General features: G+C 56.1%; 19 protein-coding genes and 1 tRNA gene. 6 read left to right on the top strand and 14 right to left on the bottom strand.

What is annotated here, in order from left to right; translation table 11 throughout:
* Window positions 1-2 precede the first annotated feature (2 nt).
* From ACVBEG_RS03550 to ACVBEG_RS03605, 12 genes are all read right to left on the bottom strand, one after another.
* The gene (locus ACVBEG_RS03550) at window positions 3-1718 is read right to left on the bottom strand and encodes a SulP family inorganic anion transporter (protein WP_322177881.1); all 1716 of its coding nucleotides are present in this window, start codon (window positions 1716-1718) and stop codon (window positions 3-5) included.
* A gap of 103 nt (window positions 1719-1821) precedes the next feature.
* Entirely contained in the window at window positions 1822-2073 is a 252-nt protein-coding gene (locus ACVBEG_RS03555) for a hypothetical protein (RefSeq protein WP_322177882.1), read from the bottom strand.
* 670 nt (window positions 2074-2743) lie between these two features.
* Window positions 2744-2995: a hypothetical protein gene (locus tag ACVBEG_RS03560; protein WP_447107398.1), complete on the bottom strand. Its 252-nt coding sequence runs from the start codon at window positions 2993-2995 to the stop codon at window positions 2744-2746.
* Between the two features lie 116 nt (window positions 2996-3111).
* Window positions 3112-3339, bottom strand: coding sequence for a hypothetical protein (locus tag ACVBEG_RS03565; RefSeq protein WP_447107399.1), 228 nt, complete (start codon window positions 3337-3339; stop codon window positions 3112-3114).
* A 188-nt stretch (window positions 3340-3527) separates the two neighbouring features.
* Window positions 3528-4466 (bottom strand): copper homeostasis membrane protein CopD, encoded by a 939-nt coding sequence (copD, locus tag ACVBEG_RS03570; protein WP_322177884.1) that lies wholly within the window; start codon window positions 4464-4466, stop codon window positions 3528-3530.
* 3 nt (window positions 4467-4469) lie between these two features.
* The gene (copC, locus tag ACVBEG_RS03575) at window positions 4470-4853 is read right to left on the bottom strand and encodes a copper homeostasis periplasmic binding protein CopC (RefSeq protein ID WP_322177885.1); all 384 of its coding nucleotides are present in this window, start codon (window positions 4851-4853) and stop codon (window positions 4470-4472) included.
* A 77-nt stretch (window positions 4854-4930) separates the two neighbouring features.
* Window positions 4931-5797, bottom strand: a complete 867-nt coding sequence (locus ACVBEG_RS03580) for a copper resistance protein B (protein ID WP_322177886.1) — start codon at window positions 5795-5797, stop codon at window positions 4931-4933.
* A gap of 9 nt (window positions 5798-5806) precedes the next feature.
* Window positions 5807-7615 carry a copper resistance system multicopper oxidase gene (locus tag ACVBEG_RS03585; protein WP_323569357.1) on the bottom strand — a complete coding sequence of 603 codons (1809 nt, stop codon included), beginning with the start codon at window positions 7613-7615 and terminating at the stop codon, window positions 5807-5809.
* Between the two features lie 217 nt (window positions 7616-7832).
* Complete coding sequence (locus ACVBEG_RS03590; protein WP_322177888.1) at window positions 7833-8273, bottom strand: DUF411 domain-containing protein; 441 nt, start codon at window positions 8271-8273, stop codon at window positions 7833-7835.
* 27 nt (window positions 8274-8300) lie between these two features.
* Window positions 8301-8573, bottom strand: a complete 273-nt coding sequence (locus ACVBEG_RS03595) for a heavy-metal-associated domain-containing protein (RefSeq protein WP_322177889.1) — start codon at window positions 8571-8573, stop codon at window positions 8301-8303.
* 404 nt (window positions 8574-8977) lie between these two features.
* Window positions 8978-9364, bottom strand: a complete 387-nt coding sequence (locus tag ACVBEG_RS03600) for a hypothetical protein (RefSeq protein ID WP_322278355.1) — start codon at window positions 9362-9364, stop codon at window positions 8978-8980.
* A gap of 101 nt (window positions 9365-9465) precedes the next feature.
* Window positions 9466-9861 carry a hypothetical protein gene (locus ACVBEG_RS03605; protein WP_322177891.1) on the bottom strand — a complete coding sequence of 132 codons (396 nt, stop codon included), beginning with the start codon at window positions 9859-9861 and terminating at the stop codon, window positions 9466-9468.
* 271 nt (window positions 9862-10132) lie between these two features.
* Between ACVBEG_RS03605 and ACVBEG_RS03610 the strand changes: the two genes are divergently transcribed.
* The 6 genes from ACVBEG_RS03610 to ACVBEG_RS03635 all read left to right on the top strand — a co-directional run bounded on the left by ACVBEG_RS03610 (window position 10133) and on the right by ACVBEG_RS03635 (window position 14835).
* Window positions 10133-11236, top strand: a complete 1104-nt coding sequence (locus ACVBEG_RS03610) for an AI-2E family transporter (RefSeq protein ID WP_322177892.1) — start codon at window positions 10133-10135, stop codon at window positions 11234-11236.
* A gap of 307 nt (window positions 11237-11543) precedes the next feature.
* Complete coding sequence (locus tag ACVBEG_RS03615) at window positions 11544-12113, top strand: chromate transporter (RefSeq protein WP_322278358.1); 570 nt, start codon at window positions 11544-11546, stop codon at window positions 12111-12113.
* Window positions 12114-12121: 8 nt separating this feature from the next.
* Window positions 12122-12706 (top strand): chromate transporter, encoded by a 585-nt coding sequence (locus ACVBEG_RS03620; RefSeq protein ID WP_322177894.1) that lies wholly within the window; start codon window positions 12122-12124, stop codon window positions 12704-12706.
* Window positions 12707-12952: 246 nt separating this feature from the next.
* Window positions 12953-13408 (top strand): hypothetical protein, encoded by a 456-nt coding sequence (locus tag ACVBEG_RS03625; RefSeq protein ID WP_322278360.1) that lies wholly within the window; start codon window positions 12953-12955, stop codon window positions 13406-13408.
* Between the two features lie 387 nt (window positions 13409-13795).
* Entirely contained in the window at window positions 13796-14356 is a 561-nt protein-coding gene (locus ACVBEG_RS03630; protein WP_322278362.1) for a lipid-binding SYLF domain-containing protein, read from the top strand.
* A gap of 29 nt (window positions 14357-14385) precedes the next feature.
* Entirely contained in the window at window positions 14386-14835 is a 450-nt protein-coding gene (locus ACVBEG_RS03635; protein WP_447107400.1) for a carboxypeptidase regulatory-like domain-containing protein, read from the top strand.
* A gap of 240 nt (window positions 14836-15075) precedes the next feature.
* On the opposite strand, the gene ACVBEG_RS03640 is transcribed toward ACVBEG_RS03635, so the two are convergent.
* Both ACVBEG_RS03640 and ACVBEG_RS03645 read right to left on the bottom strand, forming a co-directional pair.
* Window positions 15076-15152: transfer RNA gene (locus tag ACVBEG_RS03640), tRNA-Met, on the bottom strand.
* A gap of 120 nt (window positions 15153-15272) precedes the next feature.
* Window positions 15273-16451, bottom strand: a complete 1179-nt coding sequence (locus tag ACVBEG_RS03645; protein ID WP_322177898.1) for an acetyl-CoA C-acetyltransferase — start codon at window positions 16449-16451, stop codon at window positions 15273-15275.
* Between the last annotated feature and the right edge of the window lie 68 nt (window positions 16452-16519).

Genomic DNA, 16519 nt, shown 5'->3' on the forward strand with positions numbered 1-16519 from the left:
AACTAGAGAGTCGGTTCATTGTAAATAGCATCCAATGAACCGGTTTTTGGCCCGGAATAAAGCTCCTGCGCGACCCTGACTACATCATCCACGCTGAGCGCACACAGCACATCTATGGGAAGTCCCGGAATCTCCGCTCGAATCAATACCTGTTGCACCCGGGTTTTTAAACGGGCGAGCATCAAGTGCTTGTTCTGGTCGAGGACTACTTTGCAAAAATCCTGTAGCGCTTCCACGCTTGAGCTGTCCAGGTCCGGAGACTCTTCCAGGCTGAGGATAATGGTATGCACGCTATCGCCAGCGGCCGTAATGTATTTTTGTACCTGCGCAAACACCCGTTCGGCATTCGCAAAAAAAAGACCTGTGTGTGGGCGCAAGATCAAAATGCCAGGGACTGCTTGCGCCTCTGGATGAAGGGTTGTGCTGACGAAATCATGGCCATGATTGAGCTGCCCAAGAATGGTCACCGATGACTCGGACAGCCGCCGCAACAGCATCACCAGGCTGACAGCGATAGCTGCCAGCAAGCCATCCAGTACACCTAATAACAGCACTGCCAATACCGCAGCAATCACGACCAGTCGGTCGCGGTGCAACGTGAAATAAGGAGCAAAAGTCGATGGGCGAAGCGTATGGCTGACGGCATGCACGACAATCGCCGCCACCACAGGTTCCGGTGTCAGGGCGATGGTTGGCAGAAGCGTCATCACGATGATCAAGAGCGCAAGGGCAGCAGACCAACCCGCCAGTCGCGACAAAGTCCCCGATGCCTCGTTTGCCGACGTCGCTGAGTAACCGGCGCCCACCGGCATGCCGTGGAAAAGTCCAGACACCAGGTTAGCGACACCGAGGGCAAGTAAATCCCGGTTAGGCGAGACACTGTCACCATGCTTCATCGCAAAACTGCGGATCGAACTGTAGGACTCTGCGTAGAGAATCAGCACCATGGCGATACTGAGTTCTCCTACTCGTAGCCACTCTGTGTACAGCAGCGTCGGGAGCGTCGGTGCGGTGAGTTGCAGGTTTATGGAGCCGACCAGACTAATGCCATACTGCGAAAAGTTCAGCCATTCACCGGCCGTGATGCCGATGACAATCACCAGCAGCCCTCCGGGCAGGTGTGGCATACGGGCAAACAAGAACAGCAATAACCACGCGGCGACGGCCACCGCCACGGCGGCCCAATTCCATGATCCTGTCTGACTGAATAACTCGACCAAGAATCGGATCAGGTCAGTGTGCTGGGGGTGGACGCCAACCACGTAAGCGATCTGCTTGAAAATAATCACGATGGCAAGGCCGAAGGCAAACCCGCGCAAAACCGGTTTGGCAATAAAGGCTGACATGCTGCCTAATCGTGCAAGTCCCGCGACCGTGAAAAACAGACCGGTCAGCATGACCAGGGCGATGGCAATAACCAGTCTGAGCGTGTTGTCTGGGCCCGCCATCGACGCGGAGGCAGCTGCCAGCACGGCAGCAGACGATGACGTTGCAGAGACGATCGCGAAGCGGCTGGTGCCGATCAATCCGTAGCAGACCAGTCCGGCAAACAGGGCAATGACCCCGGCCTGAGGCGCCAGATTTGCAATGCTTGCGTAAGCGACTGCCTCCGGTAACAGCAATCCAGCCAACGACAAGCCGGCAATGATATCCAGCCAGGACACACGGTCGATCAGCTTTGTTTTGACAGGCCCGGACTGCGGGCTTGGTGTTGACATCGGTGGCGCCTCGATCACGTTGCATGGGCTCTGGTCCCGGATAAAATAACCTGAGCTTACTTTTTATACTCAGGCTAAGCGTCCTGCCCCATTGATCTATTGATCATAACCACGATTCGACAACACGACGGTCCAACTCTTCCCAGTCAGCCATGCCCAGCACCCTGGTCGTATTAAGGCCTCGCAGGTAGCCCCTGAGCTGATTGGCCGATGCGCGCAAGTCATCGGACTGGATGTTGTCGTCGTGTAGAGCCTCTTCGTAGAGGCTCAGGTACTCGGCAACCCGGTCGCGATATTCCGGCAACACTGCTTCGCGGATACGGTCAAAGGTTCGCAGCTTCTGATGGGTATTCACGGTGTCATCCTTGCTGAGCTTGAGGGCTGCCGCCTGGGTGGGAGGATCGGATTTTAATGTACCTCATGCGAGGTCGCCTGTTGGACATGTAGTTGAGTAAAAAGGGAAAAAGAGATCGGTCTTACTGCGCTCGCAATAATATAAACGGCGCTGGGCATCATCAACGGCGTCTTGCACAGCCCACTTGTCGCTGATGACTAAAAAGGCCTACCTTTAGGTAAGCCCTTTTTAGTGTGCGGTGACCTATAACAATTAGATGGGGTATGACAGGCGACAGAACAGAACGAATTATTTTATTCGGTCACTCATTAAGGACGTGCCCGGGGGCTCGAGGTGTTCGCTTCGCTCATGGTCTTTATCCGGCTTTCGAGCATGCGCCCGATCTTCGAGGCGAAAAAGTCTGCCCTGCGGCTGATCGGCAAAATAACCCCGTAAACCTTGTCGCTTGCTCTCAATGAGCTGAGTGTTCTTTCGCTAGCACTCAGGCTCGAAAGGGCCTCACGCAATTCAAGTAGATTTGCGATCATTTTTGGCAGCGGGTCGTCATGGGGTCGGAGTTTGCGCATGGTTGATTCTCGCGGTTGAGCCCCTAGCATACCCAATGTCAGGGGCCTACCCGAGATCAGGCGATGACCGGAGGGCAGAGTGATCACTCGTCAAGCATTGCCACTTAGCGATAGCTGAACAAGGCACCCCGCTTGGTCAGCCGTATGTGATCCGCAGCGACGAGCAGCAGGCCAAGCGGATCACTTAGGCGGCCATACGTAAAGTCGCCAGAAATCATATCGAGCTGAATCAGATCCCTCAAGCCCATAAGGTTTCGCTCAGCGTTACCCATCAGGGCAAGCGAAGACCTGAGTTCGGCTATCGAGAGCTGAGCGATCAGGGATTGGAGCAGCGCGGAGTTGTTTTCGATGTACATGGAATGACCCTCTGTGCACAGCGAACAGAGTGGAACGCCATGAACGTAAGAAGTCAGTGAAGTCGGTTCGTTCAGTCTGTTTGGATTTAAGCCTCCGGCTGTTACCTCTCGGGTCCTTACTCGGCTTTATTCCTGACGATCCGTCCAGCCTTGATCTCATCGACATAGGCTTTTAATCGGTCGGAATCCTTATATAAGCGATTCATCAGGTGCAACACCGCAACAACATCCACATCGTTAATTCGCTCGGCGAGCCGACTGATTTCGCCTGCCGTTTGCTCTAGATTGCAGGCCACATTATTAAGGTCGCGCTTCAATTCTTGCGCTGACTTCTTGATTCCCACGATAACCCCCTAAAAAAACGTCGCTCCACGAGCCCGCTACGGTCCCATGATCGCCTTGTATTGTTTCTGACGTTCATCATAAGGCAAGTCCTGCTGCATAAGCTTCTGGATCGGTCTGCAGCCAGACCTTACCGCGATTAAATCCCGATCTTTGCCCCATCTTTAACCACCAGACCTTCTACGGTGGTCTATTCAGCCGACATCTCCATCTCCGGGCTGAGGGTGCCGAGCCAGGCAACCAGGCTCAGAATGATCACGGCGGCCGACAACTCCAGAATCATGCTGCGCCGCAAGGCGTTGATAGCGACCGTGTAAACCCCTGTTTGAATGGACCGTTCGAGCAGCGGGCTCAGGTGGAAGCGGTTCAACGCCGCAAACACTAGCATCCCGGCAAACAAGAAGACCTTTAAAGACAGCAGGGCCCCGTAAGTGCTGGTGGTCAATGTCTCGAATGTCGGCCCGATAATCAGCAGATAGTTAACTACCCCGGTGATAGTCAGGGTGACGACGATGAGCGCCCCTGCTGATTCGAAACCGGTCAGCGTTCGCGCCAGCAACCGGACTTGCAGTTCGCCTGTGAGCTTGTTTGAACGCAACAAAAGCGCAAATGCGGCCAGAGCACCCAGCCAGCCGCCAGCACCCAGAATATGAACAATATCGCTCGTGAAATGCAGGTAGCGACGAGGGCCTTCATCCATGGCGCCATGCCCTGTCCACGCTAGAGTAGCCAGTGCGGTGGCTCCGCACACAGTGACCATCCACAGGCTGAAAGCAGGGGCGCGCCTGTTGAATAGGGCGGCTACGACTGCCAGCGTCAGCGAGGCTATTCGGACCATCCATGTCAGCCCGACATCAGTCCCCATCAGCATCATTTGGAAAATATGGTGATGGAGTTCCATGAAACTGGACACTCCGCTCATCGACTTGGCCATTTGCAGCATCGCTGCCATCGACAGCAAAATGCCGATAACAGCGGTGCCCGCCAAGAGCGACTCAAAATTCAAAACAGCACCGCCGGCCCGTTCTTTTCCTCTGAGGCTATACAGACCGAACACCGCCAGCCCAAAGAGCAACATCAGGTCGATATACAGCATGAAGCGAAGCGTTATGTTGATTGAGTCGCCCATGGATCAGTTGACTTTAAAGGTCACGGCGCCTGTGATCGGGTGGGTATCGGAAGAGACCGCTCTCCACTCGACCTTGTAGGTGCCTGACGTGAGCGGAGCCGCGGGAGTGATCACCATCGTTTTTGGGTCGGCGCCGCCTGCGACACGGGCCTTAACGCCCATGGGTGAATTAGGCATGCCCGGCATGTCAGTCATGATCAGTTTCGCTCCCGAGAACTGAGTCATGAGCTTTTCCGAGAAGTGCAGTTCGATTTTTTCAGGCGCGGCTACCGTGGCACCCTCCGCAGGCGTAGATGACAGTAGTTTTGGATGCGCCTGGGCTATAGCACTCAGGAACAATCCGGTACTGAGTACTGTTGCGACGGTGATGCTTTTGAAATATGACATGCAAGGTTCCTGGCGGCGTGGGCCGCTGGTTGAGTTTTATTGTTTGAGCCGGTTTGGATTTCACGTGTCGATTGCGTTTAAAACCACATACGCACGCCTAGTACTAAACGTGTCTCGCTACGGTCTTCGCCTTCTTCTCGGGCGTAATCAGCTGTCTTCCCGTAGGAACGGTTCCAGGTCACGCCGATGTACGGCGCAAACTCGCGGCGAACTTCATAACGAAGCCTCAGGCCGATATCGGTATCCGACAGGCCCGATCCTGTACCTCTTTGTGGGTCATTTTTTCCGTAGAGATTTATTTCGGCGGTGGGCTGAAGAATTAAACGATTGGTCAGCAAAATATCGTAGTCACCCTTGAGCCTGAGTGCACTTTGGCCCCCCTCGCCGAGGTAGGCAGTCGCTTGCGTTTCCAAGTCATAGAACGCCATGCCCTGCAGTCCCAGCGCGGCCCAAGTCTGGGGCGCACCGGGCTTGAAGTCTTGCCGCACGCCGCTTACCACGTCCCACCAAGGACTTATGGCGTGTCCCCACAGGGCCTGGACTTCGGCGCTTTTAGTGACGCCATTGGTCCGCTCGCCCTCCGAGCGAAGTAAGAGGCGGTCGGTGTCGGTGCCAATCCAGCCGTTCGCCTCCCATCTCAGTGCACTTCCCTTATCGGCGTCTTGCCATTCGAGTTGATCGATCAAGAAAAACGAGTTGATCGAGCGGTCGGGCATTTGGTGTCCCGCGTGACTTTCAAAAACAGCGGCGCGATCAGCGTCTGTGAGCACCGGGATCGGCGTTCGGCTTTTCTGGGGGGGACTCGGTTCCATGCCCTGCATCTGGCCGCCATCCATACCTTGCATAGGCTCAGCTTGCGCATAGGCAAAAGGCAGCTGCATCACGCCCAACCCTAAAACCACAAGGCTGGCGAATACAGGTTTAGCGGTTTTGTCGACGTTCATGCCGTTCTCCTACTCTTGCACGCGGACTTCGCGGAACATGCCCATTTCCATGTGGTACATCAGATGGCAGTGATAGGCCCATCGTCCCAAGGCATCTGCGGTCACGCGATAGCTGCGTTTTGTTCCCGGCGGCATGTCGATCGTGTGTTTGCGAACCATGAACTCACCGTTTTCATCCTCCAGGTCACTCCACATCCCATGCAGGTGAATGGGGTGCATCATCATGGTGTCGTTTACCAGGACAACTCTGACGCGCTCTCCGTACTTGAGACGAAGCGGCTCGGCATCCTCGAACTTGATGCCGTCGAAGGACCATGAGAATTTTTCCATGTGCCCGGTCAGGTGCAAGGTGATCGTCCGGCTTGGCTCCCTGCCATCCGGGTCCTGAAACGTGCTCTTCAGATCTGCGTAGGTCAGTACCCGGCGGCCGTTGTTTCTCAGGCCCATGCCGGGATCGTTGAGTTTCGGCGTGGGGCTCATCGTCTGCATGTCGACCAGTGGATTATTAGCTTCGGAGGCTGGGTGGGGTTCCATGGTGCCCATGCCGCTCATGCCCTGGATCGAACTGCCATCCATGCCCGTCATTCCCTGCATGGAGTCGTCACTACCTGCCGCCATCTGGCTGTGGTCCATGCCCTCCATGCCTTGCATCGAATCCTGGCCAGCGCCCTTCATGTCGCCATGGTCCATGCCGCCCATATCACCCATGCCGATGTCGCTCATCGTGACCAGCGGGCGTGGGTCCAGCGGCGGTACAGGGGCTGAAAACCCTTCATGTACCGCCAATGTTCCTCTTGCGAAACCTGTGCGGTCCATCGACTGGGCAAACAGGGTGTGCGCGTTTTCGGTGGGTTCTACGATCACATCGAAAGTTTCGGCCACGGCGATGCGGAACTCATCAACGCTGACCGGCTTCACGTGCTGCCCGTCTGCCGCGACGACGGTCATCTTCAGGCCGGGAATGCGCACGTCGAAGTAGCTCATTGCCGAGCCATTGATGAACCTTAACCTTAGCCGTTCGCCAGGCCGGAAAAGGCCAGTCCAGTTGCTGTCCGGAGCCTGTCCGTTGAGCAGGTAGGTGTAGGTGGCGCCGCTGACGTCGGCAAGGTCCGTGGGGCTCATATTCATTTGCGCCCACATTTTTCGATCTGCGACGGTGGCGGACCAGCCGTTCTTGCTGACATCGTCAATGAAGTCGCCGACGGTGCGCTTGTGTTGGTTGTAGTAGCCGGATTGTTTCTTGAGCTTTTTCATGACCCGCTCGGGGTCTTCATCCGTCCAGTCGGACAGCATCACCACATAGTCGCGGTCGTAGCTGAAGGGTTCGGGGTCTTTTGCATCAATGACGATTGGCCCATAGACACCGACCTGCTCCTGAAAACCGGAGTGACTGTGGTACCAGTACGTGCCGTTCTGTTTGACCTTGAACGAGTACACGTACAGGCCACCTGGCTCGATTCCGTGGAAGCTCAGGCCCGGAACACCGTCCATATTCACCGGCAGAATAATCCCGTGCCAATGGATCGAGGTGTTTTCCTTGAGCCGGTTTCTGACCCGCAGGGTCACCGTGTCGCCTTCGCGCCAGCGCAGCAGCGGCCCAGGGAGGCTGCCGTTGATGGTCATGGCGGTGCGTGGAGTACCTGTGAAATTCACGCCCATCTCACCGACAGAAAGATCGAAATCAGTGCCGGCAAGCACATTCGGTTGGCCCGGGCTGGTAATCGCCCACACCGGACTGCGCCACAGCCCAAAGCCTGCGAGTATCCCGCCCGCAGCCAAGGCTTTCACGAAGGTACGTCTTGATGTTCTGGAATGCATGAACGGTATCCAATAAGTCAGAATCCAGGCAGGTACGGATTCGCCTCAGGGACCCGCTGCCAACCGCTATTTAGCGAGCAAGATGCCACATGACAGGCACGCGGATGATTACATTTCAGTCAGGTTGGCAAGGGCGGTCAGGCTCGCGCGGAGATTGAACAGCTTTTGTTATCTGGCCGCTCCGACGGGCGCCATGTGTTCCCCCCAAAGGTCATCGTCAATTGCCTGGGTAATCCGCGATTACCCGATCATTACCGGTATCGGTCAGACCTATCACCTGATACGGCTGTTTGGTCGAGCCATACTCCATACCGGGCGAACCCGATACCATACCGGGCACCGCGATTCCAACGAGGTCGGGGTGATTCTTCAGATCAAGGATCTGTGCCACTGGCACATGCCCTTCGACGAATTTTCCGTCAATCATCGCGGTGTGACAGGAGGCCAGGCGCGGAGCCACGCCGAGGCGCTGTTTGACTTCGCTCATGTTGGGTTCGACATGGTCGCGCACGCTAAAGCCATTGGCTTCAAGGTACTTGATCCACTCCTCGCAGCAGCCACAGTTAGGGTCGCGGTAAACGTCGATGACTTCAGCGGCTTGTGCTGCGCCTGCCATGAAGAGTGCAGTAAGAACAGCGATACGAAGTTTGGTATTCATGGGAACTCTCCAATTTAAAAAGACCGTTTACCGGCAGCAGCAACCACCGCCGTTCCCGCCACAACCTGAGATTTCTTTACTGGCTACACTTTCCACTGCCGCCAGTTGTGCCGGGTAGCCCGCGTCTTGCAGGGCTGCAAGCAGCGCATGGCTATCCGAACCGCCGCTGACCTTCACCCGTCCGGATGGTAGATCCACTGCCACGTCACTGACGCCTTCAAGTGAGCGTAGTGATTCGGAGACATGTTTGACGCATGAGCCACAGCTCATGCCCTGGACTTGCAGTTCAACGGTTTTCATGGATGACGCCTCACAAAAAATTGATCGTGGAAGGACAGCTGTATGCGGCTTTTTCTGTGGCCTTGGATTTATCCTCAACCTTGTCGCTATGACAAGGTCAAGGGCCTTCGTCACTCAATCCATCGAAACCTTGCGCAGGCGCAATACATTGAATGCCACCGACGCCGATCAGCGCGTCGCCAGGCCTCCTTAGGATCGGTAGGCCCAACATAGGGTCGTGTGTTCCCTGGCCAGATAGAACAAGGTGATCACCAGCCGCATGGGCAACGCTACGCCGGGTTTACTCCTCAAAAATGTTGGGGGGATCAGTTGAGTGCGGTGAACTGATCATGTTTTTGTACTCCTGAGGACGTGGTATCCCGTGAGGCGTCGCACAGGTTCAATGCACGACGCTATCGCCAGGATCACTGGTTCATGGGCATCGCCATCATGCTCGATTGCTGATCCATCATTTTCATCATCATGCTCATCATGCCCATGCCGTCTTTGTTGCCGGACATGCCCATGCCATTACAGTTTTTCTGCACCATGCCCAGGCTGTCTTTCATCGTCTTCATGTTCTCCTGCATGGCGGCCTGTCGCTCGGCAGGGGTTTTGGCCGCCGCCGCTTTGTCGTGCGCCGCCTGCATTTTTTGCATTTGCTCAGTCATGGCTTTGTTCTGCATGGGCATTTCGCTTGTTTGAGCTGGCGTGGTCGACGACGGCTCTGGCTGTGGTTCGTCGGCGGCCGAGGCCATGAGTGGGCTACTGATGAGCAGGGCAGCGAGGATCAGTTTCAATGACATATGCATGGCAAATCTCCAAAGGGTAAGGGCAACACAGGCGATACAAAGCCGCGCCAGAGTGGCGCAGCCAAGAAGTGCGGCCGGAATTCGGCGCGCAGAAGGTCGGTCTAAATAGTGAAACGGACGAAAATCAGGCGAGCGGGCGGTCTGGCAGGGGCAGGGCGCCGCAATGCAAGAAAGGCAAAAGCAGAGGAATTGACGGGGTAAAAAATCAGCAGTGCAGGGATCAGTAACAGAAACGTCCAACTGGACAGGTCAAACAGTTGAAGGTGCTGTGAAGGGCTCACGGCAATCGCCGCATCGGCGCAGTGTTCGATGCAGCCAAGGGGATGGGCGTCGTGGCTATCGTCATCTTGCACGGTGTTGAGCGAGACGTGGGTTGTCGCGGGATTGTGGCTGGGCTGTGTCAGGCATCCCTGGGTCGCGGCCAGACCAAACGCTAACACCCACAACACGATGGCGAAGCGCATGAACGCTGATTGGTGATAGCGAAACCAGAACATGATACATCCCCGACAATAGGTCAACGGGTGGTGGCGCACTCAACATACGCTACCTCGAAGTGCCACCCTTGATTCATATCAAGTAAAGCACAGCCTATGGTGTGCAGCCGAGAAGGGGACGCTCGAATTTTTCGCTCCAATTTTCCGGTATCACTTGCGCCACTGATTGCGCTGTTCGCGGTGGATGAGTTTGATGTTGTTGTTACTGAGAGGTGTCTATGCTGATGTTACCGATTTCATACCTTTGCAACGGTCTGCAAGGAGGCAATCAATGGGGCCCACGCTCAACTCCGAGAAGGCGTTTTCCCGTAGTCTGCTCGATGTACTGATTCGTGCCGGGCTGATTGCCGTACTGGTGATGTTCTGTTTCCGGATATTCAGTCCGTTCATCGATCTGATGCTTTGGTCGGTGATCATGGCGATCACTCTCTACCCACTGCAGGGCAGGCTCATCGGTATTATGGGGCACAGCGAGGGGCGTGCCGCGACGCTGATCGTGCTGGTCTCCATCAGTATCCTCATGGTGCCGATTTACCTGTTGGGCACCTCGATTGCTGACTCGGTGGCGAGTGTCGTCACCTTGGTCAAAAGCGGCAGTTTTCATATTTCTCCACCGGCCGACTCGATAGCCGATTGGCCGCTGGTGGGCAAGCCGCTGCATGGTCTCTGGCTGCAAGCGGCCACCGACCTGCCCGGTTTGACGCAGAAATTCATACCGCAAATCAAAAACGTCAGCCTCACCCTGTTGAGTAAGCTCGCAGGCGTCGGCATGGGCTTCCTCATATTCTTCTGCGCCCTGATCATCGCCGGTATCGTCATGGCGTATGGCGAGGGGGGGAGCCGCAGTGCGGTGCAGATCGCTTCGCGCATCTCCGGTCCCATCAAGGGGCCGCAAATCACCGAGCTGTGCACCGCCACCATTCGTGCGGTGGCGCTGGGGGTGGTGGGTATCGCCTTCATCCAGATGCTGCTGATCGGCGTCGGCTTTGTGCTCATGGGCATTCCCGGTGCGGGTCTGCTCGCCTTGGCGGTGCTGCTGATAGGCATCATGCAGTTACCGGCCACCTTGGTGACCCTCCCGGTGATCGTCTACGTTTTCGTCACTCAGGGTGCCACCACGGCGACCATTGTGTTCGCCATCTATATCTTCGTTGCCGGCCTGGTCGATAACGTACTCAAACCACTGCTGCTGGGGCGTGGCGTCAACGTACCGATGCCGGTGGTGCTGATCGGCGCCTTGGGCGGTATGGTCGCCAGCGGCATCATAGGCCTGTTCATCGGCCCGGTAATGCTGGCGGTCGGCTATCAGTTGTTCTGGCAATGGGTGAGGGACCAGCCGCAAGGCGGCGGGCCGGACGATCAGAACCAGCCGTGATGCCACGGGCTCATCCCCATCCAGGTCCCCATCATCTCACCGAGGCCAGTGACTCCTGACGGGATCTGCAGAAACAAAAAGCCCGCACGATGGCGGGCTAAAAAATCTATCACGAGAGAGTAGCCTGCAATGTGCGTTCTACACCGTGAAAGTCTTGTGAAAGGGATGTCGCAGATGTGGTAAAGCTTGAATAAATGCGGGCTCTACGCAATACAGATTGTTGCGCCATCAGCCCGGCCCGCGGGCGCCGCCGCTCAGAGCACAACGCATGGCATGAATCACGATGACTCATTCACCTCAATCGAAGATGGACCTTTTCCTGACGTTCTCTGCGCTGACCCTCCAAGGGTTTGGTGGAGTGATGCCTGTGGCTCAACGGGTATTGGTTGATAAAAAAGAATGGATGACACGCGAGCAATTTGTCGAAGAATTTGCGGTCGCGCAAATCCTGCCGGGTCCCAACGTGATGAATCTTGCCTTGGCGTTCGGACGGCGGCACTTCGGCTTGGGCGGAGCCGTCGCGGCACTGGCTGGGCTGTTGGCGGCCCCTTTGATTCTGATTCTTATCGTGGCATCCCAGTATGCCCACGTGATTGATCTGCCCTTCGTTCAAGGCGCTTTCAGAGGCGTAAGTGCTGTAGCGGCCGGTCTGATAGTGGGAACCAGCTTGAATTTGTTCTCGGCTCTGCGGCTTAACCCAATGGGTTGGACGGCGTCGATCCTGTTGGTGATCGTCGGGTTTGTGGCGCTTGCACTTATGCGATGGCCGCTGTATTGGGTCCTGCTGGGGGTTGGGGGCGCTGGCATTCTTTATTCGTATTTTCGGCACTTCAGAGTCCGCAGCGAGCGTCATGCCTCTGAGGACCCATCGGAATGAGCGTCACAATGCATGCCTTCGATTGGGTCTCGTTATTACTGCATTTTGTTTCGCTTTCATTGCTTACAGTGGGTAACCCGATGAGCCCGGCGCCCGAGATGCACCGCTATTTAGTCGATCAACAGCATTGGCTTAGCGACTTGCAATTTTCCTCTTCCATGGCCATCGCTCAAGCCCTGCCAGGCCCCAACGTTCTATTTGTGGCGTTGCTCGGTTGGAACGTTGGCCTTAACTCCGTGGGTGGGATCGGCGCTGGATGGCCGGCACTGATTCCGGCCTGTTTCGGTCTGGTGCTTAGCCTGCTGGGCTTTTTGCTCCCCGCTTTGATCGTTAGCTATCTCTGCTCTGGTTGGATCGCTCGCAACAGCAAGTTGTTGGCAGTTCGATCCTTCAAGACTGGAATGGCTCCCTTTGTGATTGCAACGCTCTTGGCGACTGGCTGGTTACTCATCGTCGGGCTCGGCGATCCGGCTAGGGAATGGGGCTATAGCTTGCTGGCTGCGGTCGCTGCTTTGCTTGTCTGGCGAACCAAGGTCCACTTGCTCTGGCTGATTGCGGCGGGAGCCGTGCTGGGGGGCTTTGGATGGATCTAATCCTGGCACGGAATAAGCGACACAAAAAAAAGCCCGCGGATGAGGGCGGGCCAAGGGAGTTCTTCAAAGGAGTAGATTAAATTTAGCGAGGCTGGAGTGAACGCGACGTGAAAAGCATGTCGCAGAAATGGAAAAAAACCGGCGCAGGGCCGGGCTAGACACACCACGTTCTGTTGTTCCTTGGCTATGAACCTAATCGTGTGAAAACTGTCACATTCGCGTTGAATTTAACTTCGTGGAGTTGTCATGTTTATAACAAAAAAGCGCATGGCTGTTGCGGCATGTCTGATGGTGTTTTCAGCGATATCCATGCTGCCCGGTGAGTTTTCGTTCATCTCCTCAGCCCATGCAAAAGATGGCGGCGGCAATGGTGGCGGTGGCGGTGGCGCTGGCGGTCACGGCGGTAGCAGCGGCAGCGGAGGTAGCGGGCACTCTGGCGGAACCGGGAGCAATGGGCAGGGCAACGGGTTGAGCAGCGATCACGATGGAAAGGCCGTGAGGGACAGAGGGGTAAGCGGTCAGCATATCGGCAATGCCCTTACCGATAAGGATGACCGCGGCTCGATCACTTCTGGCGTCGCGCACTCTAAAAATACTCGTGGGCTGTCCAAGGCAACGTCGATTTCTGGCACCACGCCGGGCGATCACAACGCCAAAGGGTTGTCCAACGCAGCCATATCAACGACCAAACAAGACCGTTAATTTCAACGTGGCCGGGCAAGCAGTTCAATGCCGCAAGCCCGGCGTCAGAAAGATCTCTCTTGCCCATTTCTCTAACCAGGGTGCTCGCCCACGTTGAAAGTGCGGAGCCTGTGCCATTCGTCGGGCGCTGTATTTGCTACCGAGCAAACGTGGCACAGCAACTAGACTCAGCGTTGAGAACAGTAGATCGCTGGTAGATGATGACCGGTAGTACAGCCATGTTTAGGGTGATGGTGATCATGGCGTTCTTGAGCCAGCCTCTCAACGTAAGGGGTCGTAGTGCGGGCCCCATGGCGCCGGACTACGACCCTGAGGCTGCAGAGCCTGTAGGGTCTATGCCGGATACTGTTGTCACATCCCTTCTATTGCCACCATAGGAGTACAGCAATGACAATGTCAGTCCGGTTCTTTCTCTCGATTATCCTGCTTACCGTATCGCTGGCATCGGCGACCTTCCTGAATAGCGCAAGTGCTGCTACTGCCGAGGACCTGGATAAAAGCTCCCGGCAGGCCTTACAAGCACTCTACAAAACTAATCCATCTGCCGAGACCATTTCGCGCAGTGCCAAGGCTGTGCTCGTATTCCCTAATATTGTCAAAGCGGGCCTTGTGTTTGGAGGCAGTTATGGTGAAGGCGAGTTGTTGAGAGGCTCGAAAGTGGAGGGCTATTACAACTCCGTGACCGGGTCATGGGGGCTACAAGCAGGCGCGCAGTCATACGGCTATGTGCTGTTCTTGATGACCGAAAAAGCGGTGAAGTATGTGCGCGAAACCAAGGGCTGGGAAATTGGCGTAGGGCCAACCGTTGTCCTGGTTGATGAAGGGATCGCAAAAAATCTGTCGAGCTCGACGCTGAAGGACGATGCGTATGCGTTTGTGTTCGATCAGCAAGGGTTGATGGCGGGCGTCAGCATTGAAGGAACCAAAATCTCTCTGATCAAACGCTAATCTGGCCATAACACTGAGGAGTATTCATTGTGACTTCCGTCCGTGGGTTAACGCCTTCAAGAGTTGCCCTTGCCGTGCTGTTGAGTTTCTCTCCTGTGGTACTGCAGGCCGCCAACGAAGTACCGATTGATATGTCGGCTGTGCAGTTGGAGCCGAAGGAGCAAAACGGCATCACCTATCTGTCTGGTGGCGTTGGCCAGGACGAGTCGCAGGCCATCCAGCAGGTCAAGGGTTACAACCTGCACATCACCTTCTCCATCGGGCCGGACAATAAGTACCTCAGTGGCGTTGATGTTGTGATTCAGACTGCCAAAGGCCGCTCTATAGTGTCGTTGAGTCAGGTGGGTCCCATCGTTTACGTTAAGTTGCCAGCAGATAACTATCTCATCATCGCCAGCCAGAATGGCCATGAGAAACGAAGTACCGTCGTGCTGGAAGGTTCGTCGACCGGTACGGTGAATCTTCACTGGAGTGATTAGCCCTGAGTTTGCTGAGGGGTAAAAGCCGTAAAGATTAAGCCGCGTGATGATGACGGGCAAAAAAAGCCTGCATGAGGGTGCGCTAAAGAATCAACTTTCGGGTTTTCTGGATAACAGAAATTTGTGAACGCCACAGAACGCTGGCGTCCAGTCGCGATACCCCAGACACAAGAAAGCCCGCACGAGGCGGGCTTCTTGAGGTGGTTTATAGACTGCTGTAGACGTCTGTAAACCGGTACTTGGTGGCTACACAGGGACTTGAACCCCGGACCCCAGCATTATGAATGCTATGCTCTAACCAACTGAGCTATGTAGCCAAGTGGCGCGCATTATTCGCGGATAACGAATATGTGTCAAGCGTTGTTAGTGAAAATTTATGCGTGTGATCAAGCGGTTAGGCTGCAGGGCCTGTGAAACGGGTGTTTATGGGGGCTGGCCTAGCGTTCAATGAGCAACGCGATGCCTTGGCCTCCGCCGATGCAGAGGGTGGCGAGGCCTTTTTTGGCGTCACGTTTGACCATTTCATGCAGCAGGGTGACGAGTATCCGACAGCCTGATCCGCCAATAGGGTGGCCCAAGGCGATGGCGCCGCCGTTGACGTTGACCTTGTCACTGTTCCAGTGAAGTTCGCGTCCTACGGCCAGGGCTTGGGCCGCAAAGGCTTCGTTGGCTTCGATGAGGTCGACATCCGCCAGCGTCCAGCCAGCTTTCTTTAACGCTTTGCCGGTAGCGAACACGGGGCCGATGCCCATGATCGCCGGATCGACGCCTGCGCTGGCGGCGGTGACGATTCGCGCGAGTATCGGCAAGCCCAGCTCGGAGGCTTTGTCTGCGCTCATCAGCATGACGGCTGCGGCGCCATCGTTGAGTGACGACGAGTTACCCGCCGTGACGGTGCCGCCGGGCTTGAAGGCCGGTCGCAGTTTGGTCAGGGTTTGCGCGGAGGTGCTAGGACGGGGTTGCTCATCCTGTTCGAATCGCACGCTTTCACCGTTGCGTTGGGGGATGTCGATGGCGGTGATTTCTTCCTGGAAGCGCCCTGCGTTGATGGCAGCACAGGCCCGCTGTTGCGAGGTCGCAGCGAAGGCGTCTTGCTCTTCGCGGCTGATGCCGTATTGCTCGGCCAGGTTCTCGGCGGTGATCCCCATGTGATAATCGTTGAAGGCATCCCACAACCCGTCCTGGATGATGCTGTCGACCAGTGACGCGTGGTTCATGCGCAGCCCGGTGCGGGCGTCTGGCAGCACGTAGCCGGCCATGCTCATGTTTTCCTGGCCACCGGCGATGATGATCTCTGCATCGCCACAGGCAATGGCCTGGTAGGCCAGTTGAACCGCCTTGAGGCCGGAGCCGCAGACTTTGTTCAGGGTCATTGCCGGGACGGTATGTGGCAGTCCGGCTTTTAGCGTGGCCTGGCGTGCCGGATTTTGCCCGGCGCCTGCGGTCAGTACTTGCCCGAGAATCACTTCATCCACGTCTTGCCCTGGTAGGCCGGTGTCAGCCAGCAGACGGCGGATCACCGCAGCCCCGAGTTCCGGTGCGGGGATGCGGCTCAACGAGCCCTGGAATGTGCCAACCGCAGTACGGGTGGCGGCGACAATGACAACTTCACGCATTCAATACTCCATAGGGCGAATGTCACCCCGACCCTCGCCAAGTGGGCGAGGGCAGATCGATAAAAATA

The organism is Pseudomonas sp. GG8 (genome assembly GCF_052976945.1).